The organism is Pseudochrobactrum saccharolyticum, assembly GCF_008801715.1.
Classification (GTDB): Bacteria; Pseudomonadota; Alphaproteobacteria; order Rhizobiales; family Rhizobiaceae; genus Pseudochrobactrum; species Pseudochrobactrum saccharolyticum.
This window is the reverse complement of the sequence record NZ_VZPG01000003.1, coordinates 22,060-49,059: the sequence shown is the minus strand read 5'-3', so window position 1 is coordinate 49,059 and position 27,000 is coordinate 22,060. Positions and strand designations below refer to the sequence as shown.

Here is a 27,000-nt window from a genome sequence, read left to right as displayed (position 1 = left end):
GCTTATTTAATGCTGCGCACGGGCTTCGATGACGCCGACAATCAGCGTCGCCGGAATGCAAATGAGCAGGTAGAGAAGACCAGCCAGGATCAGGGCTGGCAGATATTGGAATGTATTGGTTCCAATTTCATAGGCGCGGGCTGTCAGCTCCGGCAGCGCAATGGCAAAACACAAGGATGTGGTCTGAAAAATCAGGATCGCAAAGCCGAGCAGAGCCGGAATGGCGATACGCAGACCTTGCGGCACAACGATAAAGCGCATCATATCCAGCGGTGTCAGACCGATTGCTTGAGCTGCCTCACGCTGCCCAGCGGGGACAGATTGCAAACCGGCACGGATGATCTCACTGGTATAAGCACCGGTTGTCCAGCTCAGAGCCACAATACTGGCCGACCAGGAGGTTAGTGTCAGACCGACAGAAGGCAGGCCGAAATAGGCAAATTGCAGCAGAACCAGAGACGGCGCACCACGCCCCACTTCAACTAGCGTCAGCGCAGCCCAGCGGGTTGGTTTTGTCTTGGACATTACGCCGAGCGACAGAAAAAAGCCCAGCGGGATGCCGATCAGCAGGCTCATTCCGGTGACAATCAGGCTGATCCGCAGGCCGCTGAGCATTTGCGGTAGCCAGTTATGGAATTGTTCCGCCAAAACCGGGATCATCGGGACACCTTCTTTCGCATACGCGCATCAATCTCGCGTGACATCCATGCAACCGGCAGGCTGAGGGCGATATAGAGCAGGGCGACAAAGCTGAAGACTTCAAGCCCGCGATAGGTCGCCATAGAGGACTGATTGGCATAGAAGGTCATTTCAGAAACGCCGATTGTCGAGGCAATCGCAGAATCTTTCAAAAGACCGATGGCATAGGTTGCCATTGCCGGCAGGGCGACGCGGATAAGCTGCGGCATGATCACATCAATCCACATCCGCACCGGATGCATACCCAGAGCGGCAGCGCCTTCCCATTGACCACGATGAATGGAGAGAAGCGCGCCGCGATAAATCTCCGCCATGTAGGCCGAAGCAATCAGACCGAGACCCGCCGCAGCAGCGGGGAAGGGGGCAACACGGAAATAACCGCTGCCAAGCCCAAAAAAGATCACAAACAGCCAGACAATCGGCGGAATACTGCGCACAAAGGTAATCAGCGCCATGGCTGAGTAGCGCAGCCAGTTATGACGAGAAATACGTGCCAGCATCAGCGGCACACCGAGAATAAGCCCGATCATCAGCGCTGCAGCCGTTAAAGCGATCGTCGCAGGCAAGCCTCTGATAATATTAAAGATAATATCCTGCATCAGCGATCTCTCACGGCATGCAGAAACCGGCGTGCGCGTTCTGTCTGCGGATCACGCATCACGTCTTTGCTGATACCGGATTCAATGATGTTGCCGTCTGCCATGATCATCACATGGTCGGAAACGCTCTCGGCAAAATGCATTTCATGGGTCACGACAATCATCGTCATACCGTCTTGCGCCAGTTCACGCATGACCGCGAGAACCTCTAATCCGAGTTCCGGATCAAGTGCCGAGGTCGGCTCATCGAACAGCATGATTTTCGGGTTCAGTGCCAGTGCGCGGGCAATTGCGATACGCTGCTGCTGGCCACCGGAGCAGCGATGCGGATATTCGGCAGCCTTGGAGTCCAGTCCCACGCGTTTGAGGAGTTCAATAGAACGCTCATCGGCTTCCTGCTGCGAACGGCCGAGAACGCGTTTCTGTGCGAGCGACACATTTTCCAGCACATTCATATGCGGAAACAAGTTGAAAGACTGAAACACCATGCCTGCCGAACGGCGCAGATCGAGAATTTGCTTTTGGGACGGATGTTTCTCGGCAACAAGTTCCATATCACCGAGTGTGATGCGACCTTTATCCGGCACTTCCAGATAATTCAGACAGCGCAGCAATGTGCTTTTACCGGAGCCGCTGGGCCCGATAATAGCCAATACACCGCCCGGATTAACGCTTAAACTCACACGATTGAGTACTGTGAGAGCTCCGAAGCTCTTTTCAAGCGCTTCCACGCGCACCAGTGGCTTAATGTTATTTTGTGTCTGCTGCATTGCCTTTTCCGTCACCGCCGCCGGATAAAATCTGAGCGGCACTGAAATATGTTTCCCCGCAGGACGGCGGCGTGCTGGCAAAGCTGTTTTTATTTTGCAATTGTTTACACCGTCCCGTGCTGAGAGCAGTTTGCCGCGTCGGACGCGCGTACCAAATCAAGAAAAGTGGCTAAACGACAAGATTTTCTTGATGATATATTCAGGTGGAAATTTTGCAGAAAACGGGCGTGTTTCAGCACGCAGCCGCTTGCGAAAAGAGCAGGCTGACAGGTGCAGACGCAAGATAATCTGAGGGCTTACTTATATATCGTAAGGCATGTCGCCGATGGTCATTTCACGGCGCAGCATGGCTGACCAGTCTTCGCCTTTGATCCAGTCGCAAAAAGCCGCAATGGTTTTCACACGCCGGTAACCGCGCGGCACAACCAGATAAAAACCCGGAATATCTTCTTCTTTCATGGTGCTCAGGGCATCAATGCCGAGCGGTGCAATCAGCCGCCCCTGACGCAAATCATCCATAGCATCAATGGCCGAAACCAGCCCCATCCCCATCCCTGCCAGAGTAGCGCGGCGCATGGTGGCGGCATCCTGAAACTGCACATCGCCTTTGGCTTCAATATCCTGCAAATCCAGATGACGCAGTACTTTTTGCCATAGATTGGTGGCCAGCACCGGATGCAGCAACGTCATGCTCAGCAGATCTTCCGGTTTCCGCACCCGATGTGCGAGCGCCGGTGCACAGCAGATAATTTTCGGGTCACGCACCAGCAATGTCTGGTCGAATTCTGTCCACTCGCCGAAGCCCCATTGCACGGAAACGTCGATATCATCGCGGGAAAAATCAGGGATTTCCACCATAGTGGTCAGCTGTAATACCACGCCGGGCATTGTGGTGCGGAATTGCTCAAGGCGGTCCATCAGATAGCGGGTGGCAAAATAGGGACTGGCATTGACATTGATGCGGTTGCGGTGACCGGTCTTGGTGACGCGACGCACACCTTCGGCAAATTCGTCAAAACCGGCCTGCACAAAATGCGCGAGCAGAATGGCCTGTTCAGTCGGGTCAACCATGCGACCTTTACGGTCAAACAGCATGATCCCTAATGTGTCTTCCAGCAGTTTAATCTGCTGGCTGACGGCTTGCGGACTGACAAATAATTCGTCAGCTGCTTTGCGGAAGCTGCGATAGCGCATCACCGCATGAAAGACGCGTAAAGCATTGAGCGGGGGGAGGCGCGGCACCCTGTCATTCATGGTCTGTGACCATGTTTATAACGACCTGATTAATGTGCATTACCTGCCTCCGCTCGCCCTTATGCTTGCTTAGGGTCTATATCATATCACAGCCTTTTCAAGGAAAGGCTTATTGGCAATCACGCGTTCATAGCCGACTTCGGAGAGGTCGAGAGTACGGAACCCATTATAGGTGATCAGCTCGGATACAGCGCGTCCCGTTGCAGGGCCTTGTTGCAGGCCATGACCGGAGAAGCCATTAGCATAGATGAAGTTTTCCACCTCAGGGTGACGGCCGACAATCAGATTATGATCCAGCACGTTGAAGTCATAATGCCCCGCCCATTGGTTGACGACTTTGATCGCCTCAAAGGCTGGTGAGCGCTCTGCAAGAGCAGGCCAGATGATCTCTTCAAACTCTTCATAACGCGGGGTGAAATCATCCCAATCGACCGCAGGGTCTTCTACCGGCGGACAACCGGTTAGGAAGAAACGGCCTTCAGGACGGCAGAAAACACCGCTCGGATCAATCATCAGCGGCAGACGACCGCCGTTGACCGTGGCGCTGCCTTCCGGTGTCTGAGCACAGTCATAGACAAACAATGTGCGTTTGCGCGGTTCAATCGGCACGTCCAGCCCTGCCATACGTGCGGTCAATGCCGCACTGACACCGGACGCATTGACGATTGTACCCGCCGAGATGCTCTGACCGGATTTCAGCTCGACACCGGTGACACGATTGCCATCGCGATGAATGGCCACCACTTCATCAGTGATATAATCGGCACCGAGTTCACGGGCTTTGTTTTTAAAGCCATACATCAGGCCGGTATTGTTGAACCAGCCTTCACCGGAGCGACCATAGGAGGCCAGCAGAATATCGTCCGTATTGAGATGCGGGAAGGCACGGCTCAGTTCCTCACGATCCCACAGCACCACATCGGCACCGCAGGCGATCTGCACTTCGTGATTTTCGCGCAAAGTCTGCACCTGATCCGGCGTATTGGCGAGGAACAGATAACCGCCTTCATGGAACTGCTGATCCGGCTTGTCACCGGCAACCTGCATCACCTCCGCAAAATTGCGGATAAATTCTGTGCCGAAACGGCTGATTTCCACATTAATCGGGTTGGAAAACTGGTTGCGGATCGAAGAAGATGACAGCGATGTAGCTGCGCGCACATAGGTTGGGTCGCGTTCCACAACGAGGATTGAACCGTTAAAATCAGGGTTCTGCGACAGGAAATAGGCAACCGAAGAACCGATGACCGCGCCGCCGATAATCACAACATCATAATGCTGTTTCATGATTTTGCCTCATCATCAGGATGACCGATATCGACGAACCAGCCACCGAGATAACGGGTGGCAGGGGCATAAGGATCGGAGCGTTTGGTGCGGCTTTCGACAGCTGCACGATAGCTTTCCGTATTATCCTGCGGCTGATAGCCGAGATGACCCGCCTTGCTGTTATTAACCGGCGAGACACGGTTATCCGACATGCCGAAGCTGACGGTAAAACCAACACGCGGCGCAGTGAGGGCGGCGGAAACGAGACGCACACAATCATCAAAGGACAACCACGACCACAGCATGCGGCGGTCTGCCGGTTCAGGGAAGGATGAGAAAATGCGCAAGGCGACTGTCTCAATGCCGAATTTATCCCAATAGAGCCGCCCTAAGTCTTCGACAAAACATTTGGACAGACCATAGAAACTGTCAGGCCGGTGCGGGGCATCCGCATCAATATGGGTTTCCAGCTCGTGATAGCCGATGGCATGAACGGAAGAGGCGTAGATCACGCGTTTCACGCCATTTTTGCGGGCGGCTTCATAAATATTATAGCTGCCCTGAATATTGGAGCGCAGAATACGCTCCCATGACACTTCCAGCGGCTCACCACCGAAATGCAGGATCGCATCCACGCCTTCTGCCAGTTTCATGATCGTATCGGCATCATCAAGATCGCAGATCACTGCTTCTTCATTCGGCTGCAGATCATTGATTGCAACGCGGTCTGTGAGGCGCAATTTGCGCGCCAGTGGTGCCAAGCCGCGGCGTAGTTCGGTGCCGAGCCTTCCGGCCGCCCCGGTGATAAGAATTGTATCAAAATCCATGATTTATGCCTTTGATGCCGGTTTCAGACGTGCAACAGCACCGGCAATGCGTCTGATAGCTTCACCCAGAACCTCATCGGAGGTTGCTGTCGAGATGCGGAAATAAGGTGACATACCGTAAGCGGCGCCCGGTACAGCTGCGACATGGCCTTCATTGAGCAGGTAATTTGCCACCGCCGTATCATCATTCAGCACGGAACCGTCCGGACATTGCTTGCCGATCAGACCGGCACAATTGATAAAGGCATAGAACGCGCCTTCCGGCACGCGCAGGCTCAGGCCTTCAATCGCATGAATGCCTTTGACCACCAGATCGCGGCGGCGCTGGAAAGCATCGCGGAAGGTGCGGATATGATCCTGCGACCCTTCAAGTGCCGCTGTACCGGCGGCCTGTGCAATGGAGCAGACGGATGTAATCGACTGGCTCTGCACCGTGGCCATGGCCTTGATCAGCGGCAATGGGCCAGCAGCATAACCGACACGCCAGCCGGTCATCGCATAGGCTTTGGACATGCCGTTGACGATCAGGCTGCGGGTTTTCAGCTGCGGGCAGGCTTTGGCAAAAGAGATAAATTCCAGCCCGTCAAAGATGATGTGTTCATAAATCTCGTCGGACAGAACCAGCACATGCGGGTGCCGTTCCAGCACCGCGCCGAGCGCTTTGAGGCTGGCTTCATCGTAGACTGCACCGGACGGATTGCCGGGTGAATTGAGGAATAGCCATTTGGTTTTCGGCGTGATTGCCTGTTCCAGAATTTCAGGCGTTAAACGAAACCCGTCTTCTTCACGGCAATGGGCAATCACCGGTTTGCCGCCAAGCAATTTCGCCATTTCCGGATAGGATACGAAATATGGTGTCGGCAGAATAACCTCGTCACCATCCTCCAATGTTGCCATCAGTGCGTTAAAAATGATCTGCTTGGCACCGTTGGAAACGATGATCTCATCAGTGGTAAAATCTAGCCCGTTCTCGCGGGAAAATTTGGCGACGATCGCCTTGCGCAGTGCCAATGTGCCGAGCGCAGCGGTATAGAGCGTGTCACCGGCTTTGGCTGCCTGATAGGCAGCTTCGGTAATATGCGCCGGTGTCGGGAAATCCGGTTCACCAAGCCCCAGATCAATCACATCAATGCCTTTGGTACTCAGTGCTTTGGCAGCTTGTGAAACGGCCATGGAGGCAGACGGTTTAACCGCTGCCAGCCGTGAAGAAATATAGGTCATTGTCTCTCCTCCGTGACATAACCCTGAATTTTATCCTGCTCGCGTGCCTTTGCGCAGCGCTGTGCGGGGTCGCCATAGCCGCCGCCGCCCGGCAGGTTAAGCACCAGTCTTTTACCTGCAGGCACATGCTGCCAGCCTTTAGAGCGCATTGCGGTGCCGTCATCGAGTTTTACGGAGCCCGCAGTTCCGTTTTTCCCGCCATTGCGGCCACGCGGCGCTTGTGTAACACGGTCAAACATCGCGGAAAAATCAAATTCATGATTATCCGCCGCACCGATTTCAATGATTTGTCCGAGACCACCACGGAACTCACCGTCACCGCCGGAATCCGGTCGCAATTCCTTGCGCCAGATAATCACAGGGCCGGTATGCTCCGTGGCTTCAATCGGCATAGTGTGTACACCGGACGGGAAGGCGGTGGCCGACAAGCCGTCAAGGGCAGGGCGCGCGCCCATACCGCCGGAATTGAACATCAGCACTTCGGCATTCTGTCCGCTTTGTCCTGCCACAGGGCGTACGGAAATATGAATATTCCACAGCGCACCGGCACCTTCAGCCATAATCTGACCCGGCAAAGCCTTGGCCAGAGCACCAAACACCAGATCCGGCACCATATGACCGATCACATGGCGCAGGGATACCGGCGCAGGGCGTTGCGCATTGAGAATATTGGTCTCGGAAGACACGGTGAAGAAAGCCAGCGAGGCCGCATTATTCGGGATTTCCGGTGCCAGTACGCATTTCAGCGCATAGGATGCATAGGCTTTGGTATAAATGATCGGAACATTGATGCCCCAGCGGCTCATCGGATCGCTGCCGGTGAAATCCACATTCACCAGACCGTCTTTCATATCAACCACGGCTGCAAGACGGATCGGTTCATCATAACCGTCTGTCATCAGCTCATTTGACCACGAGCCTTCAGGAAACTGTGCAAGACGCTCACGCATAGCGTTGGTGGTGCGCGAGAAGATAAATTCCGACAGATTATCAAGTGATGTCAGGCCGATCTCACGCATCATATCGACAAGACGGCGATGACCGACTTCGTTACAGGCGGAGAGGGAGTAGAAATCGCCGATCACCTGATTAGGCTCACGCACATTGGCACGCAGAATACGGATCAGATCTTTATTGACCGCGCCGCGTTCGGCAAATTTCATAATCGGAATCTGAATGCCTTCTTCATAGACAGATTTACCGTCTGCGCCGAAACCACGACCGCCGACATCGACCACATGGGCGGTACAGGCGAAGAACGCGACCAGTTCGCCATTGAGGAAAGACGGTGAAACCATTGTGATATCATGGAGATGGCCGGTACCTTTCCACGGATCATTGGTGACATAGGTATCACCCTCGAACATCTCATCACGCGGAATTTCATTGATAAATTCCAGCACGGCTTCGGCCATAGTATTCACATGACCCGGTGTGCCGGTGACTGCCTGCGCCAGCATTTGCCCTTGCGGATCAAACACACCGGCGGAGAGATCGCCTGCCTCGCGCACCGAAGTGGAAAAAGCCGTGCGCAGCAAAGTCAGCGCCTGTTCTTCCACCACGGAAATCAGGCGGTTCCACATGACCTGCATGCGGATTTCATCCAATTCACTCATGCGGATTTTCCTTTTTTCACCAGCAGAATTGTGCCGTCATGCTGGATAACCGCATCAAAAGGCGCGGTCACAATGGTGGAGGTTTCGCGTTCGGTAATGATCGCAGGGCCCGCTACACGGTCGCCGCTCGCTAAAGAACCACGATCAAAAATGCCGGTCGGCAGCATTGTGCCGTTACTCGGATCAAACACATCGCGTTGTTGAGTAGGCGTGATGACACGATCGCCATAGCTGACAGTGCCGCTTTGCGTGACGCTTTGTTTGACTTCCACTTTCACCGACCATGTGACGATTTCAATCTCTGCGCCTTCAATCGGGCGGCCAAAGAAACGGGCATAATTCTCAAGGAAACGCTCGCGAATTGTCGCCAGTGCCTGCTCATTAAACGGCGGCTGCGGCGCGGTGACCGGAATTTCCCAGCCCTGACCGGCATAGCGCATGAAGGCGGTGACTTCACGCTCCAGCGGTGCATCAGTGCCGCTGCGCACAAAGCTTTCCGCTGCGGTACTGAGGTCTGCCAGCGTGGCATTAACCGCATCGAGATTGATGCCGGACAGCTTGGCCAGATGCGACACCAGAGCTTCATAGCCGAATGGTGCTTTGAGGAAGCCGATAGCGGAGCCAACACCGGCACCCTGCGGGATCAGGCATTGCTCAACGCCGAGTTTTTCGCACAGACGGGCGGCATGCAAAGGTGCGGCGCCGCCAAAGGCAATCATAATATTATCGGAGATGTTTTTGCCGTTTTCCACCGCATGAACACGGGCAGCATTGGCCATATTCTCATCGACCACTTCACAAATGCCGAAAGCAGCGGAAAGCGGTTTCAGATTGAGCTTGGAGCCGACATCTTTGTCGATGGCAGTTTCAGCATTCTGTACCGAGAGCTTAATCGCACCGCCGGCGAAATTATCGGCATCAAGTTTACCCAGCATCAGATCGGCATCGGTAATCGCAGGACGGGTACCGCCGCGCTGATAACAGGCAGGGCCTGGTTCAGAGGCAGCGCTTTCCGGGCCGGTCTGGATGCGTCCCATCGAGTCCACCCATGCAATGGAACCGCCACCTGCACCGATTTCGATCATCTCGATCACCGGAATGGAGATCGGCATGCCGGAACCCTTGCAAAAGCGATAGGTGCGGGCGACTTCAAAAGTACGCGCGGTTTTCGGGACAAAATTTTCGATCAGGCAGATTTTGGCTGTAGTGCCGCCCATATCGTAGGAAACGACATTCTCAATGCCGAAACGGCGGGCAATATCCGCGGCAAAGATCGCGCCACCCGCAGGGCCGGATTCCACCAGACGCACCGGAAATTCAGACGCTGTATCAACGGAAATCAGACTACCGCCGGAATGGATCATGAAAACAGGGCAGGTTGCGCCCATTTCTTTGAGCCGTACCTGCAAACGCGCCAGATAATCGGCCATTTGCGGGCGCACATAGGCATTGGCGCAAACTGTGTTGAAGCGTTCAAATTCGCGCATTTGCGGCGAGACTTCCGCCGAGATGGAAATTGGCACAGAAAGCTTGCGCTGCAAAATCGCACGGGCACGGCGTTCGTGCTCCGGATTCATATAGGAGTGGATAAAGCCGATGGCGACTGCGCCGAAACCACCTTCTGAAATCGCATCGGCGATTTCTTCCAGCTTTGCCTCATCCAGCGGCTGCAATTCCTGACCCTGTGCATTCATGCGGCCTTTGACGGTAAAGCGATGTTCACGCGCGACCAGAGGGGAAGGCAGTTTCAGATTGAGATCATATTGCTCGAAACGGTTTTCACTGCGCATTTCGATAACATCACGATAGCCTTCGGTGGTCACAAAAGCTGTCTTGGCACCTCGCCGTTCAATCAGCGCATTGGTGGCCAGTGTGGTGCCGTGAATAACAATATCGAGCTCGGCAGGGCTGATGCCTGCCTGTTCCGTGACAATGCGGATACCGTCGAGAATTGCCTGTTCCGGTGCGGTATAATTGGTCAGAACCTTGGTGGAATAGAGTGTTCCGCGCATATCCAGTGCGATATCGGTGAATGTGCCGCCGATATCGGCACCGAGCCGGATGTCGTTTCGGGATGTCATGCCATTTCCTTCGCTGCCAATGCGGCGGCGCGCATCTGGCTTAATGTCTGGCGGGGTGTAAGGGCTTCCGGTGAAATATTAAGTTCCAGCACCGCGCCGGTTTTTGATGCTGCAGCACGTTCAAAAGCGGCGGCGAAATCTGCCGTGGTTTCCACTCGCTCCGCATGAAAACGATAGGATTTTGCCAGTGTCACAAAGTCCGGATTTTCCATTGTGGTGCCGGAGACCCGTGCCGGATAATGCTTTTCCTGATGGGCGCGGATCGTGCCGTAAATCCCGTTATTGAGTATGAGGATGATCGGCTGCGCACCTGCTTGCATGGCGGAGCCGAGCTCCTGACAATTCATCTGGAAATCGCCGTCACCGGCAAAGCAGACCACCATACGTTCAGGCTCGGCAACTTTGGCGGCAATAGCTGCCGGAACACCATAGCCCATAGCACCGGATTGCGGGGCGAGCAGCCGTGCTTTGGTGCCGAATTTTGCAAACTTATTCGGCCAAACAGTGAAATTGCCTGCGCCATTGGTCAGGATCACATTTTCCGGCATACGGTCGCGCAAATAGGCCATCACTGCAACCATATCCACCGGCGACGGCTGGGCAGGGGCATCAAAACTGGCAAGATAGGCATCACGGGCGGCTTTGCGCCAGTCTGCCCATGCACCGCTGACCGGTTGCAGGCTTTGGGCAAAACTGTTCGGACAGGCGTGAATGCCCAAATCCGGCACATAGATTTTGCCGATTTCCGCATCGGACGGATGCACATGGATCAGCTTCTGCTGCGGCACCGGTACATTGAGCAATGTATAACCATCAGTGGTCATCTCACCAAAACGGACATTGATCGCCAGAATAAGATCGGCATCACGGATCAGCGCTTTGACATGGGGCAGCATGCCGACACCGGCTTCACCCGCGAAGGCTGGAGAGAAATTGTCGAACTGATCCTGATAGCGGAAGGCAGCAACCACAGGAATATCGGACTGTTCTGCGAAGCTTTGCAGTGCCGCACGACCTGTTTCTGACCAGTTGGTGCCACCCATTAAAATGACCGGTTTCTTCGCGACTTTCAGCATTTGTTGTGCTGTTGCCATTGTTTCTGCCTGCGGGGCAGGGGAGGCGATTTTAGCCGGTGCGGTCAGAGGCGCTTTGTCTGTCAGACTGGTCAGCATATCTTCCGGCAGTGCAATCACCACGGGACCCGGACGACCGGTTGTGGCCATTGTCCATGCGCGTGCCAGAATTTCCGGAATACGCTCGACCTGATCGATCTGTACCGCCCATTTGGCAACTGTGCCGAACATGGCGCGGTAGTCGATTTCCTGAAAAGCTTCACGGCCGGTCATATCGGTGCCGACTTGACCAATAAACAGCAGCATCGGTGCGCTGTCCTGCATGGCCGTGTGCACGCCAATGGAGGCGTTGGTGGCACCGGGGCCACGGGTGACAAAGCAAATGCCGGGGGTGTTGGTTAGTTTGCCGTAAGCGGCAGCCATAAATGCAGCGCCGCCTTCATTGCGGCACAGGATATAATCCAGCTTGCCTTTGGTGTCGTGAAGTGCGTCCAGCACTGCCAGATAACTTTCTCCCGGAACACCGAAACTCTTACGCGCACCAAGCGCGATCAGGCTTTCTACAAGGAGTTGTCCCCCGTTGCGCATTATGCCTTTACCTCCCGACATATAAACTCGCAAAAGCCGGAAATACGCATGACCGGCGGAGATTATAAATGCATGTCATGTCACGATCAAAAATCAAGAAAACACGTTAATCGACAAGATTTACTTGTCTGAATGGCTGCGCAAAATATTTTGTGTCATTTGTCTGACATTCAGGCACTTTATGAGCCGGTTGATTTGTATCGGATCAAATCTCTGCCAGAAACAAAGCGTTGCGGATGAGGGGCATAATGCGCTCAGGAAATGAAAGCGGATCACTGACAAAACCAGCACAGGGTTCCTGTGCTGAAGTTTTCCGCGTGTTTCTTAAACTCGGGCTGACATCGTTTGGCGGGCCGGTTGCACATCTGGGCTATTATCGAGACGAGCTTGTCGTGCGCCGCAAATGGATGGATGAAGCCGGTTATGCCGATCTGGTTGCCTTATGCCAGTTTTTGCCCGGCCCTGCGTCCAGTCAGGTCGCTTTTGCGCTTGGTCTTTTACGCGGTAATGGTCTTGCCGGTGGTCTGGCGGCTTCACTGGCCTTCACACTGCCATCAGCACTCCTTCTTGCGGCTTTTGCACTGGGCGCAGCATCATTCACAGGTGTGTATGCGGAAGGTCTGCTGCATGGTTTGAAACTGGTTGCCGTGGCAATTGTTGCGCAGGCGGTCTGGGGTATGGCGCGCAGTCTGACACCGGATAAGCCCCGCGTTTTCATTGCGCTTTCAGCAATCGTGCTTGTGGTTTTTGCAGCGGGAGCAATCGGGCAGATCGCGGCTATTACCGGCGGTGCCATGCTTGGCCTGTGGCTTTGCCGTGGCAATGGTACGGCTGTGACCGGCAATCTGAAATTTCCTGTATCGCGCAGAGGCGGCTTTATAGCTTTAAGCCTGTTTGCGGTTTTATTCGCATTTTTGCCGGTGCTGACCGCTGTTACAGGATATCAGCCTGTTGCTGTGTTCGATGCTTTTTATCGTGCCGGTTCGCTAGTTTTTGGTGGCGGGCATGTGGTTTTGCCGCTGTTGCAGGCAGAAGTTGTGACACCGCAATGGGTGAGCAAAGAGGCTTTTCTGGCAGGTTATGGGCTGGCGCAGGCTGTACCGGGGCCGTTATTCACATTCGCAGCCTATCTCGGTGCAGTGATGCAACCGGAGCCAAACGGAATTGCCGGTGCTTCTATTGCTCTGATCGCGATATTCTTGCCGGGCTTGCTGCTTGTTTATGGCATGCTTCCGTTCTGGGACAGGCTGCGTTTGCGCCCGACAGCACAGGCGGCAATGCGTGGTGCCAATGCAGCGGTTGTCGGCATTCTCGGCGCGGCACTGTATAATCCGGTATGGACAGGGGCGGTTTTTACCAATCAGGATTTTGCGCTGGCACTGACAGGGTTTTTACTGCTCACAGTCTGGAAAGTGCAGCCCTGGATTGTTGTCGTTTTGATGGCCTTTGCAGGAATGATGATGCCGCTTTTGCCGTTGTGATTGAGGTAGCAGATGGTTCGTTAAAGCTTTGAACAAACCTGACAGGTTCTTTGCAGCGCTATACTAGCTGGAGTTAAATCGGAAGTGTGTGGCTTTCTTTGTCGGGTATGATCGGAATTTAGTGTGAAATTAGAGATACGTCTGGCAGCGAAAGCTGAGAAATCAATCATAAGCGCTTTCATGACGGAATATTTCGCTGAAATGCGCGCTTACGAAGAGACAGACGATGATTATCCGTATTTTGATTTATACTGGTCAGAAGCAAACAGATGGCCATATCTGATATCTTTTGAGGGAAAAGATATTGGTTTTGCCTTTATCAATAACTGGTCACCTTCCGGTAAAGGCACGGACTATTCATTTGCGGAATTTTTCATTCTGAAAGCTTATCGCAAGCAGGGACTGGCACGCTATACAGCTGTTGAGATTTTGCAAATGCATAGCGGGGTTTGGGAACTGCGTGTCGCGCCAAAAAACACAACTGCGCTCCATTTCTGGCAGGCTGTGATCAAATCAGCTCAAGCTGAAGATGTAGAAAAGCTTGAAACTGAAGAGGATCTGATTTTCCGCTTCCGGCCATAGGCCGCAAGATTTTGCACATTATATGAGATAATCAGGGTGTTTAAATTAGGGTATGCTCTTATAAAGCCGTATATATAATTCCAAGAATTAAAATAAATGGAGTGAATGACCAGAATAATATAATTAATAATAGTTTTAAAATAATTATTGTTGTGTGATTATGAAGAATTAATTTTATCATTATTATATAATCTTCGTCTATATTATCTCTTATTTCATCTAATATCATTTTTGAGAATGGAAATAAGACAGTGCATAATCCGAAATAAATATAAATCGTAATGCTTAATTCCGTAAACTCATCTTTAAATATAAGAAGACTTGCATATAAGAAAATGCCTATCAACCACGATTTTATTAAATAAGTCTTTTCTAGACCGTTTAAAATTCGTCCTAGCATATTGTATCCAATAAATATTCGCGTGATTAAAATATTGTTTTAAAATCAATACACTTAAATTCTGAGAGTGGGAATAACACTTTTTAGTAAGTCATATTCTAAGGCAAAAAATGTCGATAATAGTTGATTTTTTGTTCTGCATCATAGTTTCGGGAACTCTCAATATCTATATGCGTTCACACTATAACTGACGGGAGTTTGTTATGAGCGTGAAAAAGCTATTGATGGCCGCTATCGGCCTGTTTGCCGGATATAAATTATATAAAGCCGCTAATCCTAAAATTCCTGATAATGTGGTGCCGGTTACCGGTTTCGAACTCAATCGCTATCTGGGGAAGTGGTATGAAGTCGCCCGTGTAGAAAACCGGTTTGAAAAAGGCCTGATTAAAACCACGGCTGAATATACACTCAATGGTGATGGCACTGTAAATGTGCTGAACAGCGGTGTCGATGAAATCTCCGGCCGGCATAAGCGTGCATCGGGGACGGCTGTTTTTGTACGCGGCCAATCTGAGGGCGCATTGAAGGTATCGTTTTTCGGCCCGTTTTATGGCGGCTATAATATAGTTGCTTTGGATGAGGATTATCGCTGGGCAATTATTGCCGGATCAAGCCCGAAGTATTTTTGGGTTCTTTCCCGCACGGCTGAAATACCAGAGGAGTTAAAAGACAGAGCGATTAAGGTTGCATCTGGGGTTGGTGTTGATCCTGATAATATTAATTGGGTAAAACAATTTTAAAAATATAAGCTGTCCTGATCTTTTTTAAGACACAATCACTGTCTATATACACGGCATAGACATTGCTAAGCAGCGCGTTTCTCACAGCGCTCGCAAATGTCTTCATCAATTTAAGCTTTTGACCACGGATGTACTGGCACTGGCAATTAATTGATGAGTAGGAAGGTCGGTGCATTTTTGCCCCGGCCTTTTTTATTGTCTGCATTTGAAATTTTACAACTCTGCATTGTGAAATGCACGAGAAACTATATCATCAGATCGGGATGTTGTTTCTTTTATATTTTTGATGATAGAGTATATATAATTATGATATTGAATATAAATGATAATTTAATGTCAGTTATTATGTTTTGTAAAAAATATTGCCTATATTTTAATTAATTATTATTACCTGTTGCTATTTTACTATATGAATAATTGTCTTCTATAATGTAAAAATAATTATCAATAAATAAAGGGGACAATCATGAAGAGTATTATTCTGGCCTCCGTGCTGGCATTAACAGCAGGCTCAGCTTTCGCTGCTGATGCCGTTGTATATAATGATCCGGCACCTGCAGTTGTCGACACCTTCTCCTGGACAGGTGGTTATATCGGTGTGAATGCCGGTTATGCAGGTGGAAAGTTCAAAACTGATTTCAACGAATTGCTTGGCGACGTTTCACTCAGAGGTAATGCCAGTGGTTTTATCGGTGGTGTTCAGGCCGGTTATAACTGGCAGTTTGATCAGGCAGTTGTTGGTATTGAAACTGATATTCAAGGTTCAGGCGTGAAATCCGATTTTGATGTCAGTGTTCCGGGCGGCACATTGGTGAATCTCGGAACCAAGGTTAGCTGGTTTGGTACAACACGTGTCCGTCTTGGTTACACCCCGGTCGATCGTTTTCTGGTCTATGCAACCGGTGGTGTTGCCTATGGTAAAGTTAAAACCTATGCGAACAACTATTTAGATGGCTCATCCCAGTCTGACACCAAAGTCGGCTATACGGTTGGTGCCGGTGCAGAATACGCTATTACAAATAACGTAACGCTGAAGACCGAATATCTCTATACCGATCTTGGTAAGCTCAAACTGGATTATGTTGATCTCGACAGAAGCTGGCGTATTGGTGAAGCCAAATCGCAGTTTCATACAGTTCGGGTTGGCTTGAACTATAAATTCTGAGCTTTTGGCTTGGTTTTTACTAACCCCGCTTTGGCGGGGTTTTTTATTGTCTGCTTGGCTTTGGCAGGCTGAGCCTTTGCGGCTTTTAACTTTTCCGTTTCTTCAGCGGCTTTTTTTGCTTCCAGAAATTTGTCTGCACATTTGTTTTTAGTCATTGCTGCATTGAGCTTCGCCTGACCTGTTTCATCAATGAGGGGCTTGGCGGTTTCGATGTTTCGGCACCATTCCAAATCCCTTACCTGTTGCGACACGCAGCCAGTCAGTCCGAGAAGGGGGAGTGCAAATGTCAGGCTGCGGATAAGTGAAATTCTGGTTCGTGCGCTCTCAGTCGGTTGATCCATGTTTCGCCCCTCAGTTATGTGCAGGAATTGAACAGCGACTTGCATAGTAAATCAAGAAAAATTCACTTGATGAGTGATGACACAATCAAAACGGCATTTGTACCAATGGTGATTAACGGCCGTTTCTCATAATGAACTGTTTGCAGGTTCTTGTGAAATCTTCCATTAGGTTAACCTGATACCCGAACACAAGTACTTCACCTTTCCCGCGGGTAACAAAACCATCTTGCATGACAATTTTTTGGACACGTTTTATTTCAGTGTATTTTACGCGGCATGCAGAGCCCGGCGTTGCTCTTTGCGTGAAAAAGGTTCCGTCACTGAGCTGGATGTGCGGTGTAGAAAATTGAGCGCCCTTTTCTGCTTGACGGGATTGCGGATCTCTTTCTCTTTCGGAGGGGGAGGGTTAATCTGCTGACGGTACAGGGCAGGTGAGATCGCCTTCTTCGCAGTTGAGATAATCTGATAATTGTTTGTTACGTGCAGTTGTTAATTGGGTTCTGCATGTTGCAACCATCATTGAATGAATACTTCCGCCGGATGTTGTCGATGTTGCAAAGTTACATTCTGCGTCTCTGAACTTCATCCAAAGGCGCTGTGAGCTTACCAATAATTTCTTGGTTTCCTCATCATCAGCCAAACGTTTTTCTATTTTTTTGTAGTTTTCGTTAAGTTGCTTATCTACCTTGGTCAATGCATCACTGGCGCATTTGGTCATTGTTGACTGGTCTTCGGCTTTGTCGCAGTCAGTAGATGCATAAGCTGGCAGCGATATAAAGATTGATCCCAAAGCAGCCAAAGTAACTAACTTCATTTCCACCTCCCTATATTATCTGATGATTGAAGCGTGACTTTCATGTCAAAGCAAGAGACATTTACAGAAGAGGTTTAGGAATGAAGAATAATCAGTAAAGAAATGCTGGTCTCATATATGTGAACTTCAGGTGGTAGTTAAATCTGTGTTGTTTCTTAAGCCTTCTAGAAGAGCATCACTATCCGCCGTATTTCATGTACTTGCCCACATCCCAGACATTCAAAATCATGGCAATAAAATCCGTCCCAGGCGTGTGAAGTAAGGGGGGATTTATCTGTTCACCAAAGCGTGATCAGATAAAAATGAGCTGTTTAATCAGAATTATTCTGCTAGTGCTCTGCACCATAGATTGCAGCATAGAAAGCTTCAAAAAATGGATTGGGTTCCTATCGTCTTCGGTATCTTCAAGCTTGGTGTATTAGGCGTTTGCATGTTCTTCGCTATCAAGTGGCATTATGATAAAGATAAGGAAGAAGCGCAGAGAAAAAGAGAAGAAGCGCAGATGAGCGGCGAAGCAAGCGGGCTGTAAGAGCCCGCCTATTGCATACCATATGCTAGATCATGCGAGTAAAAAGCGTGTACGAAGCGGGCGGGATGAGTGCTATATGTCAGGGGTATTGTTCGTTAACTTCAAGACAAGCATATCCTGTTGAGAAGCAATTTGTGATAGCTCTGGTTTGCCCTTAATAACTTTATCATGAACTTCAGATGCTAGCCCCCTCACAATAATTTTTATGCAATCAGGGTGGTGCTCCAGCACAGTTGGGAGCACCATAATTATATTCGTAGCAGCATCGCCTCGATCTCTGAATGTTGTCACTGATCTGACAGATATGTCCGCTCTCAACCTATCTGCAACCGATAAATTCTCTGGTGAATCAACGATCCAAAGATCACAATATTGGTCTTCCTGTCTAAGATTGAAGTGCTGTTCTGTAGAAAGAATGATGGTGTTTTCCATAACGCTATCCATTTGATATAATTATGTATTTTATTGCAAATATTTGCAAAATGAACGTTAAAGAAAACCGCCACACTCCTGCACTCAGCTATGCCTGTAGCTAATCAATTTTCCCGCACGGATACGATGACATAATCCTCATATATCTCAACGTAGATCAAAGGCGTTCCATTGAGAATTGCTTTTTCTGTGCCATCATAAAATTTACCTTTGGCGGCCATGCGTTCGAAACGGGCGCGGTTTTCTTTGGATGAGAATGTGTAATCAGGTTCATCTTCCTGATCGCGCTTGCCATAGACATGATAGTTTGCGCGATCCTGCCGAATAATCGCCGCAGCGGATGTAAGGCGCTTTCCCGCTGAATTGAAATGATCTTCTGCACTTAACCGCGCATAATAAGATTCAAGTGGTTTTTCTGCTCCATGGGCTGAAATAGCAGATGCCAGCAATATACCTGTAACAATAATTCCCCGCATATAATCCTCTTGATAGGTTGTTTCATGCTATTTCCGCAGTGACTATGTAATGGGCTGCCACTCCCTGAAACACTTATTTGGCTGAAGCAATCAAAACTGCGGCTCTCTCAGAAAGATAGCAGCCTCTGCCCCGCAAATATATGAGGGCTTTGCAGGTCATGTCACGATCACCTGTATTCCCGATGAATGTATTGAAGGTATCGTTGAACTCTATGACGATGTTTTCAGTACGCCATGCTGATCGGTAATCAACGCGTGAAATAGCCGAATATGGTTTCTGGCGAAGGCGGAATAACCGATACTCTATCTTGTCAGGATGGAGCGTCAGTACGGGTTTCATATTGTTGCTTCCCCATGCAAACCACGGAAGGGCTTTCCAGCCTCCAAATGATGCTTTGAGAGGGATGTTCAGGGAGGTTTGCATACTGATCTGTGATGGCCTTGATTGAAGAATTATTCTGCAGCTGAGGCCATATGATAGGCAACCAAAGCATTTGCGTGGCCATGGCCAAGTCCGTGTTCGGATTTGAGTATAGCTACCATTTCCATATGTTTTTTACCTTTTACCCCGCTTAAAATCTCTAGCCAATGACTGACTGGTTTTCCGTATGTTTTCTCAATGGACGGAAAGTATGAAGCAGGGCCTTTTACATTCTTATCTGTGGTCATGGTGTTCCCTTTATAAGAGCAAATATTATTGTTGCGAGGCTGCTCATTTCATTGATCTTCACGATTTTCTTGATGATGAAAATCGGTTGCTAAATCGTAATATTGCGGAATGATATTTGTCTATCGAAACATTGGTCTGGAATTTAGTGCGGAGATTCATATGCCTAAAAACTTAAAGTCAGAGGCAGATCAAAAATATCATTTTTCCGAGCAGGCGATCCATTATCTCGGGAAACCGTTAGAGTCCCTTACCGAAAAAGAAATGCGAATTTTTAAGCGTTTGGTTGATCGTCAGACTATTGCGCGTAACGTGAATGTCGCATTCGATGATAAATTAACAATCGGGCAGCGGCTCGCCGATAAAGTAGCCAAGTTCGGTGGTTCGTGGACGTTCATTTTTATCTTTGCTGTTCTGCTTGCTTCATGGGTAGGCTTTAATTCGCTTGCTGTGATCCGGGCATTTGATCCTTATCCGTATATATTTTTGAATCTCATACTATCTATGCTGGCTGCGGTTCAGGCACCTGTGATTATGATGAGCCAAAACAGACAGGCCGCAAAAGATCGTATGGATGCAGGTCATGATTATGAAATCAATTTGAAAGCTGAAATCGAGATACTGGCTTTGCACGATAAGCTGGACAAGGTTATCTCAACTGAACTGAGTGCGTTGATCGAAAAGCAACAGCAACAGATTGATCTGTTATCGAAATTGGTGTTGGGGCAAAAGCCATAGAACACTAACCAATTCATATCGTTGATGAAGAGGAGAAGCAGGCTGCTCGCTGAAGCATTATCACTTTTCCCGACGACAGCGGCCTTTTCTGTTCTTTGGTGATTTTTTATTGAGCCTCTAACGGCGCGCTTCCGTTGCCATACGTATGGCAAGGCCTGCGAGTACCGTACCCATCAGCCATCTTTGTATAACCAGCCATGTCGGACGGCTGGCAAGGAAGGCTGCGATTGAACCGGCAGCGATAGCGATCATCGCATTGACAGTCACGCTGATGATGATCTGCGTAAAGCCGAGGGCTAAGGATTGAACAAGCACACTGCCATGATCGGGGCTTATGAATTGTGGCAGGAGCGACAGATACATGACTGCGATTTTGGGATTGAGCAGGTTCGTCAGAAATCCCATCATAAAAAGCTTACGGGGGCTATCCTTTGGCAAATCCTTCACTTGAAACGGCGATCTGCCTCCCGGTTTTACCGCCTGCCACGCTAAATAGAACAGATAGAGCGCGCCTCCGAAACGCAGCGCGTCATAGGCGTAGGGCACAGCCATAACAATCGCTGTAATGCCGAGCGCAGCGCAGAGCATGTAGAACACAAAGCCGAGGGCAACACCGCCGAGTGAGATCAGCCCTGCCGTGCGGCCTTGGCAGATCGACCGCGAGATGAGGTAAACCATATTTGGTCCGGGCGTGAGCACCATGCCGAGTGCGATGAGCGCAAAAGCAAGCAGACTACTTATTTCGGGCACCGGGACACTCCTCTGCTTCTTCCTTATTTCCGCAGCAGGGAATGACAGAATTTCAGGAACTTCAATGAATGATCTTAAAATGTTTCATTGCGTATAAGAGTCAATACAGATTCGAGAGCCTGAGGTTGCTTGTGAACTGAACGGAAACCAATGTGCAGGGAATGATGTATGAGCTTGCTTGCACGAATCTTTGTTCCGTGCGTTCATGCAGAAATGAAAAAAGCGCCGGAATAAGGCGCTTTACATATATTTGATTTGTTAAGGAAAACTGGTGCTGCGAGAGAGGATTGAAAACTAAATCTCAAACGCCAACCAATTGAAAAGCAACGATCTTTTTTCAGGCAATTTCTGCTCTGTGTACCACCTTCATGTCTCATGCTCAAGGCCCAAAGTCCTGTTATTAAGCAAAGCCGATAAGCGGCCCCAGAGTTTCCCCTGAGGCGCACTTTCTTCATTCTCTTATCCGCCCTTAACGGCCCCTGTTCCTTTCATTAATCGCGTCCTCGGCTTTCTTCCCAACTGAGATAAAGTCCTGAGCGCCGTTGATCATTTCCGCCGCTGAACGCCCAGCGCTGCCGATTGTGGCGTCTGTTGCTGCCTTCACTGGTTTCGCAATCCGAGTTCCAGTTTCCTTAGCAATATCGCTATAGCTTGCATCGTTCTGCATCTCGTCGGCATACTTGTCGGCAACAGCAGATGCCGTGATCTTGGCACCCACAACAACACGCTGATACCATGTCGAAGCGGCCTTGAGTTTCTGGTTCATGCGCTCAGGGCGTTTGAAGACAGGTAAGCCCCTAGGGCTAATCGCAGTGGTCCTGCTGTAACGTTTCCCGGTCTTCTTCCAGTTTGGCGTCTGGCCTTCCTCAGCGGTGTTGTGCCAGATTTCCCTATTCGTGTTGATCCAGACAGTCGAACCGTCTTTATCGAGCGCCTGAAACAGGCCCTTGGCGTTCACGCTCTGGTTAAATGCGTTGTATGATGCGTTCGCATTATCGAGCATTTGACGGTTTGCGTTATCCCACGCCCTGAGATTGCTGAGCGTGAAGAAATGCATTGCCCCGTTGTCGTCAGTCACGGGGGACATGGTGTCTTTATCGACCAGATAGAAACGACCGTCCTTGTCACCAGTCTGATAGATCGTAACCTGAGATGCATCGTAAGCCTTCCCCTTGCTGTCCTCAAGGAACGCCGCAACCTGAGCCTCTACAGCCCCCTTGAAGTCACTCGGCATTTCAGCGCGGGTGTTGATTGAGCCGACATCTATAAGGGTGCCGTTATAATGGATTGCAGACTTCTCGATTGCCGACTTTGCAGCAGCAACCGCATCCTGACCGCTAAGACCAGCAGCGGCATACTTCTCCGACAAATCCCAGAGATGGTCTTCAACCATGCCCGAGTTCTCCATACTCGGATTATTCAGGCTGAACCATTTGCTATCCCTGAGCGCTTTCACAGCGTTGGTTATGTCGTGACGTGCGGCAAATACCCTACTTCTTGCCTGAGGTGACGGATTGGTGACTGCATAGGCGAATGATAAGGCGGCTGTATCGTCGCGGCCTAACGCTTCCCGTGCTGCAAAGAAGCCGTCAACAAACTCCTTGTCCTGCCCCTTGAGATAGGAAGCCGAAAGGTTCTTGTTCGTCTTGGTGACAGTGTTGATGAGTTCAAGGCGCTGAACAAGCTTCTCCTTGGCTTCCGGTTGCTGGAGGACCTCAGGTGAACCCGCCTGTGCAATGCTGTCGGTTGCGGCTTTAAGGTCAGGGTCCTGTAGCCCCGCTATGGCGAACTGCTGAGCGCGTCTCAAGATTGTCTGAGGAGGCGCTTCTCCAAGCCGCTTTGCTGTTGCATCGTCCTGCTTGATCCAGTTGCGGACTGCTTCGTCCTTCTGGCTTTCGACGCTATAGACCGTTTCTTCTCCTGAATGCGGATTGAATTGCACAAGGTCTCTGAGACCAAGGAAACCGTTACCACTTTCGATAGCCTGCGTATTGGCTGCAATGAGCGTATCCCGCTCCTGCCTGTTACGTTGAAGCTGGAGCGCAATCCCGGCTTTCCTGTCGAGAAGAATAGCGCGGTCTCGCGTTGCGGGATCGTCAATATATGAAGGGCGATTGCCACCGGCCCCTGTGCGTCCCTGATGGATCGCCGCAATGACAACCTGAGGGTTACTGTCAATGCGCCGCTCAAGTTCATCAAGCTGGTACTTGTCCACGTCTCCGTCTTCGAGCAACAAGGTGCCGCGCTTCCCTGCATCAGAAGCAGCCGTCAAAAGCTTCTTCGCGGTGACCTGAGGATCATCCCCGGCCTTCACACTGTCGTCAACCGTGAGCCGGAAATAGTCTGACGCCGCTCCCTTGATCTTCACGTCCATATGGTCGGCCTGTCGCTTAATACGCATTGCAGACACGTTCTGAATGAAGGACTGCCCTGCCTGAGAATATGCCGATACGAAAGTTGGTTCGTCCGTACGGCCTATTTCTTGCAGCTTATTTTGCAGGAAGCGTCTGGCGTATTCCTCAGGGTCACCGTTGTTCCAGTCGAACTCGGTCTGCATGTGCGTCTGAAGTTCACCTTGGACCATTTCAGCATATCGAGCACCATCCATCTTGCCGATTGCAGCAGCCTGTTTAACCTCATCCCGGTCAAGCCCGTGCTTCTCAACGATATAGCGCCGTTGTTCCTCAGGTGACGCCTTCATGAAAAAGTTCTGCCTTTCAGCTAATGCAGCATCATCCTTCTTATTCTTGGAAGCCGCTTCGGCTTGTCCAAGTGTCGGCGCAAGCTGGCCTATGGTGCTTGAGAAGGCTGATAAAGCGTCCACCAATCGTGCCGTGTTGTTATCCTGAGGTATCTGAGCCGGGGCTTCAAAGGTATCGACAGGTCGCGCCGCTGGTTTCAGGGCGAGATTATTCTTAAAGTCAGGCGTCTGAACTCTGCCTTGCTGCATGGAATTGTTCCTTTCGGTGTTGAATTTGGCAATGGAATGCCGTTCCCAGACACGACCAAGCGCATCTGAGGGGTGAATTTCAGGGGGAATGTGAGGATCAGTTAGGTGACGCCGCGCTTGTCGCCCGGGTCTTTCATTTCGTAGTGTTGTTAGCCCATCTCAGTCAGGCGTATCTCAAGCAACGCCTCGGGGTACGCATTCAGCGTCATTATGCCGTGGACCTTAAGTGCTGTCGGGGCTTCGACCTTCTTGACTTCCAGTCCCAGCATCCGGGCATACTTGGCACACCAGTCGTCATATTCTTTCATGCCACTGCCGCGCTGCATGGCGTTGCCCTCTTCGTCATCGTACATGGCAGGAAACCAGCCGTAACAGGAGAAGAAATAACCCAACACCGTGTCGAAGCCTTGAGGTACATTCGGGCTGACGTAAGGGTGACCTCCTGCGTCCATAAGGTCGATAGCTTCTCTCATGGTCATCTGTGAGTGATGCCAAGCATTGAAGCTTACGGTTTCGCCTGTGGTGGCTGAGATGAATGTCGAGGGTGAGATATGGGTGTTCATAAGTTACGGCTTCCACTTGCGTTAACATTGGTTTAAATTGTTAATGTTACATCGAGTGTAAGTCAAACATTTATTGATAAGGTTAGTTTAAAATGATCGTATCTGCTGCACAATGCCGGGCAGCTCGTGCTCTTTTGGGCTGGTCACAGGACCGACTTGCTGAGGCTTCAAAGGTAGCTAAAGCCACAATTGCGGCGTTTGAGCAAGGAAAGCGGACACCTTATGACAGGACGCTGGTTGATCTGCGCAATGCTCTCGAAGAGGCTGGAGCGGTCTTTCTTTCTGATGGAGATTTAATCGAAGGCGGACAAGGGGTTAGGCTAAGGGCGCTGTAATAGTTTGATTGGGGGATTGATCGTGTGGCGGAAACTCTGCTTCATTTTGGTGGTACTTTGCATTGCAGGCCCGGGATCGGCGGCAGAAATCGAACTTTTCAACATACCCGGCGAAATCGCATTGGTTTCCATCAAAGGCGAAATCGTGGATGGCGATGCTGACCGTTTTCAAGACTTAGTTCGAGGACACACGCGGATATCCGTTCTTCTCAACAGTCCGGGAGGGCTTGTTCGGGAAGCTCTGGGGATCGGTGCGCAAATTCGCCTTAACAACTATGCCACAGTGGTCTCACCGGAAGGCAACTGTTTCTCTGCTTGTGGCTTGGTCTGGGTTGCAGGAAGCAGACGTTATATGTCGGCTTCATCCAAAATAGGTTTCCACGCCGCATACAGCAAAGAGAATGGCGAATATATCACTTCGGGAGTAGCTAACGCTGAGATTGGCTCCTACCTGACCCACCTCGGCCTTCGTATCGAAGCAATACGGTATTTCACTTTAGCTGGTCCGAAGGATTTCCTTCTGTTAACACCTCAACTAGCCCGGGCGCTTGGCATCGAAATATTCGAGCAGGAGGGGAGACATGTCACTACGCCAACGCAAGCGCCAACCGTCGATACCTACGCCGACAGGTTTGTTGCATACGGCGTTTTACGGTCCCGCTGTGAAGGTTTTTTGCAGATGGATCAACACGAAGTTGAACGTGAGCATTTGAAAACCATCCAAGTTGGACAGCAACTCGCCGGGAACACAGTCTGGATCGGTGTTTGGGCACCTATGCTAGAAGAAGCAAAGGCTGGGTTGTTGAACAAAGGTCCGCTGACGGTGTGTCTAGAGACTGAGGAGCACCTCCGTAGTGTGGGACTGCCCACGGGAGTGAATGGGCCGAGTTTTGATTGCCAAAAGGCACATACGTCCACAGAGAACGCGCTGTGCAGCAACCCGCGCCTGTGGGCAAAGGATCGAGCAATGAATTCCATCTACCTTTTCATTCGTGGCTTTTCTAACACGAAACGCCGCAAAGCTCTCTTGGAAAATCAGCGTTTGTGGCTGAAAACCAGAGATGCTTGCGGCCCGGACGTGGCATGTTTACATCAGTCGTATGATAGCCGCTTTCAGACTATGAAGGATATTGATGTCTCTGCTCCCGCAATCGTGAATAAGCACTAGCAAACGGATTTCGGAAGGCGCTCTATCTGCAAGGATGGGAAAACATCACGGAAAGCAAGAATGCCGTCGCATGACAATCTCTGAGGCGTATGGCACGTATTCGTGGCCACTTGATCTTCCGCGCTATAGGTCCGGTTATTTTCATGCTGCATTCAGGTTCGCCGCCTGTTGCGCTGCTGTGTTCGCCAGTACGTCTGCCCGTTCGTTCCATTCATTCCCTGCATGGCCTTTAACCCACGTCCACGTAATGAGGGGCGTATTGAGGCTGTCTAAGATTTCCCAAAGGTCCTGATTTTTCACTGGCGCTTTTGCTGCGTTCCTCCAACCTTTTGCCTTCCACCCTCTCAACCAAGTTGTCATGCCGTTGATGACATACTGGCTATCGCTGATGATTGTCACAGGTGCGGTGACCGGTGAAATGGCCTTGATTGCCTCAACTACGGCAATAAGTTCCATTCGGTTGTTCGTCGTTGAGACGGTGCCGCCTGAGATTTCCTGAGGTTCGCTATTGTCGTGGAGGATTATAGCAGACCAGCCACCGGGACCCGGGTTCGATAGGCAAGAACCGTCAGTGTAGATTGTGGCGGCATGTGTCGTAACATTCAGAGCGGTTTCGGTGTTTGTCATTCTTTCCAATTAGTTATCTGTTCTTCTATTTTATCGCTTGGTCTTAACGCCTTGCTCTTTGGCTAGGCTCAGGGCTTCCTCGCATGTCACACCGTCGGCAATCGCTGGGTGTTCTCTTAAGATGAACTTCCACAGTCTGCGATAATCACATACGCGGGACACGGTGAAGCCAGTCGCCCGTGCTTGATCGTCCTGGCTACCGAGGCCTGAGCGAATAAGCCGCCATATTTCCTCCCTGCGCTCCT

At 50.5% G+C, this 27,000-nt stretch carries 28 protein-coding genes; 8 read left to right on the top strand and 20 right to left on the bottom strand.

Annotated elements, in window-relative coordinates; genetic code table 11:
* Positions 1–6 precede the first annotated feature (6 nt).
* The 10 genes from F7P81_RS10330 to F7P81_RS10285 form a co-directional block, all read right to left on the bottom strand.
* Positions 7–660 carry an amino acid ABC transporter permease gene (locus F7P81_RS10330; RefSeq protein ID WP_151159440.1) on the bottom strand — a complete coding sequence of 218 codons (654 nt, stop codon included), beginning with the start codon at positions 658–660 and terminating at the stop codon, positions 7–9.
* Positions 657–1,298, bottom strand: a complete 642-nt coding sequence (locus F7P81_RS10325) for an amino acid ABC transporter permease (protein ID WP_121993294.1) — start codon at positions 1,296–1,298, stop codon at positions 657–659. Before F7P81_RS10325 ends, F7P81_RS10330 begins: the two co-directional genes overlap by 4 nt.
* On the bottom strand, positions 1,298–2,068 hold the full coding sequence (locus tag F7P81_RS10320; protein WP_075656879.1) for an amino acid ABC transporter ATP-binding protein: 771 nt from the start codon (positions 2,066–2,068) through the stop codon (positions 1,298–1,300). Before F7P81_RS10320 ends, F7P81_RS10325 begins: the two co-directional genes overlap by 1 nt.
* Before the next feature lie 300 nt (positions 2,069–2,368).
* Positions 2,369–3,322 (bottom strand): LysR substrate-binding domain-containing protein, encoded by a 954-nt coding sequence (locus F7P81_RS10315; protein WP_151159439.1) that lies wholly within the window; start codon positions 3,320–3,322, stop codon positions 2,369–2,371.
* A gap of 81 nt (positions 3,323–3,403) precedes the next feature.
* A complete protein-coding gene (locus tag F7P81_RS10310; RefSeq protein ID WP_151159438.1) occupies positions 3,404–4,609 on the bottom strand; it encodes an NAD(P)/FAD-dependent oxidoreductase in 1,206 nt (401 codons plus the stop codon).
* Positions 4,606–5,421: an NAD-dependent epimerase/dehydratase family protein gene (locus tag F7P81_RS10305; RefSeq protein WP_374828121.1), complete on the bottom strand. Its 816-nt coding sequence runs from the start codon at positions 5,419–5,421 to the stop codon at positions 4,606–4,608. Before F7P81_RS10305 ends, F7P81_RS10310 begins: the two co-directional genes overlap by 4 nt.
* Positions 5,422–6,639, bottom strand: coding sequence for a pyridoxal phosphate-dependent aminotransferase (locus F7P81_RS10300; protein WP_151159436.1), 1,218 nt, complete (start codon positions 6,637–6,639; stop codon positions 5,422–5,424).
* Positions 6,636–8,255 (bottom strand): hydantoinase B/oxoprolinase family protein, encoded by a 1,620-nt coding sequence (locus F7P81_RS10295; protein ID WP_151159435.1) that lies wholly within the window; start codon positions 8,253–8,255, stop codon positions 6,636–6,638. Before F7P81_RS10295 ends, F7P81_RS10300 begins: the two co-directional genes overlap by 4 nt.
* On the bottom strand, positions 8,252–10,336 hold the full coding sequence (locus tag F7P81_RS10290; protein ID WP_151159434.1) for a hydantoinase/oxoprolinase family protein: 2,085 nt from the start codon (positions 10,334–10,336) through the stop codon (positions 8,252–8,254). Before F7P81_RS10290 ends, F7P81_RS10295 begins: the two co-directional genes overlap by 4 nt.
* Positions 10,333–12,000 carry a thiamine pyrophosphate-dependent enzyme gene (locus tag F7P81_RS10285; protein ID WP_151159724.1) on the bottom strand — a complete coding sequence of 556 codons (1,668 nt, stop codon included), beginning with the start codon at positions 11,998–12,000 and terminating at the stop codon, positions 10,333–10,335. The genes F7P81_RS10290 and F7P81_RS10285 overlap by 4 nt, the downstream gene beginning before the upstream one ends.
* A gap of 245 nt (positions 12,001–12,245) precedes the next feature.
* On the opposite strand from F7P81_RS10285, the gene chrA reads away from it, so the two are divergent.
* The 4 genes from chrA (at position 12,246) to F7P81_RS10265 (ending at position 16,365) form a co-directional block, all read left to right on the top strand.
* A complete protein-coding gene (chrA, locus tag F7P81_RS10280) occupies positions 12,246–13,478 on the top strand; it encodes a chromate efflux transporter (protein WP_151159433.1) in 1,233 nt (410 codons plus the stop codon).
* A 123-nt stretch (positions 13,479–13,601) separates the two neighbouring features.
* Positions 13,602–14,060, top strand: a complete 459-nt coding sequence (locus F7P81_RS10275; RefSeq protein ID WP_151159432.1) for a GNAT family N-acetyltransferase — start codon at positions 13,602–13,604, stop codon at positions 14,058–14,060.
* Positions 14,061–14,663: 603 nt separating this feature from the next.
* The gene (locus tag F7P81_RS10270; RefSeq protein WP_151159431.1) at positions 14,664–15,200 is read left to right on the top strand and encodes a lipocalin family protein; all 537 of its coding nucleotides are present in this window, start codon (positions 14,664–14,666) and stop codon (positions 15,198–15,200) included.
* A gap of 466 nt (positions 15,201–15,666) precedes the next feature.
* Complete coding sequence (locus F7P81_RS10265; RefSeq protein WP_028233229.1) at positions 15,667–16,365, top strand: outer membrane protein; 699 nt, start codon at positions 15,667–15,669, stop codon at positions 16,363–16,365.
* On the opposite strand, the gene F7P81_RS10260 is transcribed toward F7P81_RS10265, so the two are convergent.
* Both F7P81_RS10260 and F7P81_RS10255 read right to left on the bottom strand, forming a co-directional pair.
* Complete coding sequence (locus F7P81_RS10260) at positions 16,353–16,706, bottom strand: hypothetical protein (protein ID WP_151159430.1); 354 nt, start codon at positions 16,704–16,706, stop codon at positions 16,353–16,355. The two genes, F7P81_RS10265 and F7P81_RS10260, sit on opposite strands and share 13 nt — an antisense overlap.
* A 406-nt stretch (positions 16,707–17,112) precedes the next feature.
* A complete protein-coding gene (locus tag F7P81_RS10255) occupies positions 17,113–17,520 on the bottom strand; it encodes a lysozyme inhibitor LprI family protein (RefSeq protein WP_151159429.1) in 408 nt (135 codons plus the stop codon).
* Positions 17,521–17,893: 373 nt separating this feature from the next.
* On the opposite strand from F7P81_RS10255, the gene F7P81_RS17070 reads away from it, so the two are divergent.
* A complete protein-coding gene (locus F7P81_RS17070) occupies positions 17,894–18,049 on the top strand; it encodes a hypothetical protein (protein ID WP_022709160.1) in 156 nt (51 codons plus the stop codon).
* Between the two features lie 72 nt (positions 18,050–18,121).
* Here F7P81_RS17070 and F7P81_RS10250 read toward each other — a convergent pair whose 3' ends face one another.
* From F7P81_RS10250 to F7P81_RS10235, 4 genes are all read right to left on the bottom strand, one after another.
* Entirely contained in the window at positions 18,122–18,481 is a 360-nt protein-coding gene (locus F7P81_RS10250; protein WP_151159428.1) for a hypothetical protein, read from the bottom strand.
* Between the two features lie 104 nt (positions 18,482–18,585).
* The gene (locus F7P81_RS10245) at positions 18,586–18,957 is read right to left on the bottom strand and encodes a hypothetical protein (protein WP_151159427.1); all 372 of its coding nucleotides are present in this window, start codon (positions 18,955–18,957) and stop codon (positions 18,586–18,588) included.
* 73 nt (positions 18,958–19,030) lie between these two features.
* Entirely contained in the window at positions 19,031–19,381 is a 351-nt protein-coding gene (locus F7P81_RS10240; protein ID WP_151159426.1) for a hypothetical protein, read from the bottom strand.
* A 29-nt stretch (positions 19,382–19,410) separates the two neighbouring features.
* Positions 19,411–19,626: a DUF4287 domain-containing protein gene (locus F7P81_RS10235; RefSeq protein WP_075656894.1), complete on the bottom strand. Its 216-nt coding sequence runs from the start codon at positions 19,624–19,626 to the stop codon at positions 19,411–19,413.
* A 160-nt stretch (positions 19,627–19,786) separates the two neighbouring features.
* Here F7P81_RS10235 and F7P81_RS10230 point away from each other — a divergent pair, with 160 nt between their 5' ends.
* Positions 19,787–20,362, top strand: coding sequence for a DUF1003 domain-containing protein (locus tag F7P81_RS10230; protein WP_151159425.1), 576 nt, complete (start codon positions 19,787–19,789; stop codon positions 20,360–20,362).
* Positions 20,363–20,479: 117 nt separating this feature from the next.
* On the opposite strand, the gene F7P81_RS10225 is transcribed toward F7P81_RS10230, so the two are convergent.
* The 3 genes from F7P81_RS10225 to F7P81_RS10215 all read right to left on the bottom strand — a co-directional run bounded on the left by F7P81_RS10225 (position 20,480) and on the right by F7P81_RS10215 (position 24,541).
* Complete coding sequence (locus F7P81_RS10225; RefSeq protein WP_151159424.1) at positions 20,480–21,112, bottom strand: LysE family translocator; 633 nt, start codon at positions 21,110–21,112, stop codon at positions 20,480–20,482.
* A gap of 469 nt (positions 21,113–21,581) precedes the next feature.
* Positions 21,582–24,062, bottom strand: coding sequence for an HMG-box domain-containing protein (locus F7P81_RS10220; protein ID WP_151159423.1), 2,481 nt, complete (start codon positions 24,060–24,062; stop codon positions 21,582–21,584).
* A gap of 149 nt (positions 24,063–24,211) precedes the next feature.
* Positions 24,212–24,541 (bottom strand): hypothetical protein, encoded by a 330-nt coding sequence (locus tag F7P81_RS10215; protein WP_210307635.1) that lies wholly within the window; start codon positions 24,539–24,541, stop codon positions 24,212–24,214.
* Between the two features lie 176 nt (positions 24,542–24,717).
* On the opposite strand from F7P81_RS10215, the gene F7P81_RS10210 reads away from it, so the two are divergent.
* Complete coding sequence (locus F7P81_RS10210) at positions 24,718–24,960, top strand: helix-turn-helix domain-containing protein (protein ID WP_151159422.1); 243 nt, start codon at positions 24,718–24,720, stop codon at positions 24,958–24,960.
* Positions 24,961–24,982: 22 nt separating this feature from the next.
* Positions 24,983–26,128 carry a lysozyme inhibitor LprI family protein gene (locus F7P81_RS10205; RefSeq protein ID WP_151159421.1) on the top strand — a complete coding sequence of 382 codons (1,146 nt, stop codon included), beginning with the start codon at positions 24,983–24,985 and terminating at the stop codon, positions 26,126–26,128.
* Positions 26,129–26,269: 141 nt separating this feature from the next.
* On the opposite strand, the gene rnhA is transcribed toward F7P81_RS10205, so the two are convergent.
* Positions 26,270–26,755 carry a ribonuclease HI gene (rnhA, locus tag F7P81_RS10200; RefSeq protein WP_151159722.1) on the bottom strand — a complete coding sequence of 162 codons (486 nt, stop codon included), beginning with the start codon at positions 26,753–26,755 and terminating at the stop codon, positions 26,270–26,272.
* Positions 26,756–27,000 lie beyond the last annotated feature (245 nt).

Excerpts from the sequence above, each read along its gene's own strand:
- F7P81_RS10300 (WP_151159436.1), bottom strand. The coding sequence starts at position 6,639 with ATGACCTATATTTCTTCACGGCTGGCAGCGGTTAAACCGTCTGCCTCC.
- F7P81_RS10255 (WP_151159429.1), bottom strand. The coding sequence starts at position 17,520 with ATGAAGTTAGTTACTTTGGCTGCTTTGGGATCAATCTTTATATCGCTG.
- F7P81_RS10215 (WP_210307635.1), bottom strand. The coding sequence starts at position 24,541 with ATGACCATGAGAGAAGCTATCGACCTTATGGACGCAGGAGGTCACCCT.
- chrA (WP_151159433.1), top strand. The coding sequence starts at position 12,246 with ATGCGCTCAGGAAATGAAAGCGGATCACTGACAAAACCAGCACAGGGT.
- F7P81_RS10320 (WP_075656879.1), bottom strand. The coding sequence starts at position 2,068 with ATGCAGCAGACACAAAATAACATTAAGCCACTGGTGCGCGTGGAAGCG.
- F7P81_RS10270 (WP_151159431.1), top strand. The coding sequence starts at position 14,664 with ATGAGCGTGAAAAAGCTATTGATGGCCGCTATCGGCCTGTTTGCCGGA.
- F7P81_RS10250 (WP_151159428.1), bottom strand. The coding sequence starts at position 18,481 with ATGGAAAACACCATCATTCTTTCTACAGAACAGCACTTCAATCTTAGA.
- F7P81_RS10260 (WP_151159430.1), bottom strand. The coding sequence starts at position 16,706 with ATGGATCAACCGACTGAGAGCGCACGAACCAGAATTTCACTTATCCGC.
- F7P81_RS10240 (WP_151159426.1), bottom strand. The coding sequence starts at position 19,381 with ATGCAAACCTCCCTGAACATCCCTCTCAAAGCATCATTTGGAGGCTGG.
- F7P81_RS10235 (WP_075656894.1), bottom strand. The coding sequence starts at position 19,626 with ATGACCACAGATAAGAATGTAAAAGGCCCTGCTTCATACTTTCCGTCC.
- F7P81_RS10265 (WP_028233229.1), top strand. The coding sequence starts at position 15,667 with ATGAAGAGTATTATTCTGGCCTCCGTGCTGGCATTAACAGCAGGCTCA.
- F7P81_RS10220 (WP_151159423.1), bottom strand. The coding sequence starts at position 24,062 with ATGCAGCAAGGCAGAGTTCAGACGCCTGACTTTAAGAATAATCTCGCC.
- F7P81_RS10315 (WP_151159439.1), bottom strand. The coding sequence starts at position 3,322 with ATGAATGACAGGGTGCCGCGCCTCCCCCCGCTCAATGCTTTACGCGTC.
- F7P81_RS10330 (WP_151159440.1), bottom strand. The coding sequence starts at position 660 with ATGATCCCGGTTTTGGCGGAACAATTCCATAACTGGCTACCGCAAATG.
- F7P81_RS10210 (WP_151159422.1), top strand. The coding sequence starts at position 24,718 with ATGATCGTATCTGCTGCACAATGCCGGGCAGCTCGTGCTCTTTTGGGC.
- F7P81_RS10245 (WP_151159427.1), bottom strand. The coding sequence starts at position 18,957 with ATGCGGGGAATTATTGTTACAGGTATATTGCTGGCATCTGCTATTTCA.
- rnhA (WP_151159722.1), bottom strand. The coding sequence starts at position 26,755 with ATGACAAACACCGAAACCGCTCTGAATGTTACGACACATGCCGCCACA.
- F7P81_RS10310 (WP_151159438.1), bottom strand. The coding sequence starts at position 4,609 with ATGAAACAGCATTATGATGTTGTGATTATCGGCGGCGCGGTCATCGGT.
- F7P81_RS10325 (WP_121993294.1), bottom strand. The coding sequence starts at position 1,298 with ATGCAGGATATTATCTTTAATATTATCAGAGGCTTGCCTGCGACGATC.
- F7P81_RS10230 (WP_151159425.1), top strand. The coding sequence starts at position 19,787 with ATGCCTAAAAACTTAAAGTCAGAGGCAGATCAAAAATATCATTTTTCC.
- F7P81_RS10295 (WP_151159435.1), bottom strand. The coding sequence starts at position 8,255 with ATGAGTGAATTGGATGAAATCCGCATGCAGGTCATGTGGAACCGCCTG.
- F7P81_RS10290 (WP_151159434.1), bottom strand. The coding sequence starts at position 10,336 with ATGACATCCCGAAACGACATCCGGCTCGGTGCCGATATCGGCGGCACA.
- F7P81_RS17070 (WP_022709160.1), top strand. The coding sequence starts at position 17,894 with ATGGATTGGGTTCCTATCGTCTTCGGTATCTTCAAGCTTGGTGTATTA.